We start from the raw sequence: 2,018 nt of genomic DNA on the forward strand, positions 1-2,018 counted from the left end.
GTTCGTTAAGCTGTAGCTCTGTCATGTTTGACTCAGCTAACGATTTTAAGTATTCCTGAGCTGCTTTGCGGAGTTCTTCGGCTTTCTTTTTGGCTTCTTCATCGCCTGCGCATGTGCCGCTTGTCGGTGATGATTTTGTTTCTGTTGATGTGCCGCCCATTGCTAAAGCAGCCGCCTCCATTTCTTCCTTAACCTTCTCGCCTGCCTTGCCTGTGATACCGTCTAAAAAGTTTTCTGTACCTTTTGCTAATAATTCGCGGCCTGTCCCTGCTACGTCCTGCAATACCTTAATATAACCCTCAACTAATGCGCCGTTTGGCGGTTCAATTAGTTTTAAGGGTTCTTTTTCATTAAATCGCGCATAGACATTGTAAAGCTCTTGATAACCCTTAACAATAAACCCAATAGTTGATGCAATGCCATCAATTAAAGCGTAAATAGGTACACCAATACCGCCTAATGTTGCCCCTACCGTTCCTATGGCTGCACCAATTAACTCAAACGCGCCGCGAATAACGCTAGCAACATTAACAACAACTCCGCTAAATTGAATAGTAATATCTGTTAATAAAGATATTTTTGCTTCATAGTCTGTTGTTTTTGATGCACCTAAAAACTCGTTAAACTTATCAATGGCAACGGTTAAGGCAGGTGCTAAATCTGATGATATTTTTTTAGATATTTGCGTTACGTTATCAACTAAGCCGTCAAAAGCTTCATCTAATTCAATCAGTCTTGTAACATCAGTATCGTCAAGTTTTTGACCAAACTTATCATATTGATCTGCTAATTCTTTTACGTTTTGTTCTGTGAGTTTTAATGCAGGAAGCCAATTATCGCCAAATAATGTCGCGCCTATTTGCGCTTTGTCGGCTTGGTTCGTGACCTCGCTTAATGCGCCTGCAACTGTTAGCAATTGCTCGTCAACGCTCATCTTGAGCAAATCATCCATTGATAAACCTAAGCGGCTAAATGATTCCTCGAAATCTTTATTGCCGTTAGCCGCTTCGCCTATTTGCTCGTTAAGCGTTTTTGCTAAGTCAATCATCATATCCGTTTCGAGATTGGCTTTTGAGCTAATAGACTGTAATCGTTCTAATTGCGTATAAGATAAACCTAGACTGTTTGCGAGTGAATTAAACTCACGGACGTTATTAGCGACACTTACGGCCATTGCACCCATAGCAGCGACAGCGACACCAATAGCAGCCGCTATTTTTGTGACAGCATCACTTGCACCACTAAAACTGTCGTCAATAGATTGGCCTGTTTGTTTGCCTTGTTGCTGTGTGTTATTTAATCGTCGGTCAACTTGCTGCAACTGACGATTAAGTGTATCCAAATCGGCACGAATACTTATAACTAGATCATCAGTTGTTGCCATGTAACTCATCCAAATAATCGTTAAGCTCGTTGAACTCAGCCATTGTCATCGGTCTTGTGTAGTTGTTGCCTGTTTGAATTTGCACTTTGTCCAAGTACGCATCCCACAACATCCAAAAATCACAGACTGTCAAAGACCAAGCATCACGCGGTTGAATGTTTAAAAATGTGACAGCACTCGCCCATAACTGATGCCAAATGCTGCCTTTTTTTACTTTCCCTCGTTTTCGTCCGCACCCACGTTTTTAATGTCGGTATCGCTACCTGCGGTTAAAATATTGGTGCAAAACTTAACGACTTGAAGTGATACATCCATAATCTGCTTATCTTTGCAAATCTGCTCATATACGCCCTGAGCATTAAACCAAGTCGGGTAATTGCCAAACTTAGGCTTAGCACAAGATAGGATAACTTTGATACTGTCGGATAATTTAGGGTTAGATGCCACCATGTAAATAGGTTTATTAGTAGCGGCCTCTAAATTATCTAAATTCTCTAGGCTCGGCACTAAGTCAAACTCAATACCGCCTAAAGTGATGTTAATGATACCTCTGTTACTCATAAATCACCTGTTAAACAACCGCTGTATAAGTGATTGTACCCGCGCTTTCTAAGCTCATGCTAAAGTTTTCTTC

General features: G+C 41.0%; 2 protein-coding genes. Both read right to left on the minus strand.

Going from position 1 to position 2,018, the window contains the following annotated elements; translation table 11 throughout:
- Positions 1 to 1,384, minus strand: a 1,384-nt coding sequence (locus Q0212_RS12345) for a hypothetical protein (protein ID WP_297925946.1), incomplete at its 3' end; no start/stop codon positions are given.
- A 210-nt stretch (positions 1,385 to 1,594) separates the two neighbouring features.
- Positions 1,595 to 1,945: a hypothetical protein gene (locus tag Q0212_RS12350; protein WP_297925948.1), complete on the minus strand. Its 351-nt coding sequence runs from the start codon at positions 1,943 to 1,945 to the stop codon at positions 1,595 to 1,597.
- Positions 1,946 to 2,018: the final 73 nt, after the last annotated feature.

Source organism: uncultured Agitococcus sp., assembly GCF_937920075.1.
In the GTDB taxonomy this organism is placed as follows: domain Bacteria; phylum Pseudomonadota; class Gammaproteobacteria; order Pseudomonadales; family Moraxellaceae; genus Agitococcus.

Coding starts and splice junctions, on each gene's coding strand:
- Q0212_RS12350 (WP_297925948.1), bottom strand. CDS start 1,945: ATGAGTAACAGAGGTATCATTAACATCACTTTAGGCGGTATTGAGTTT.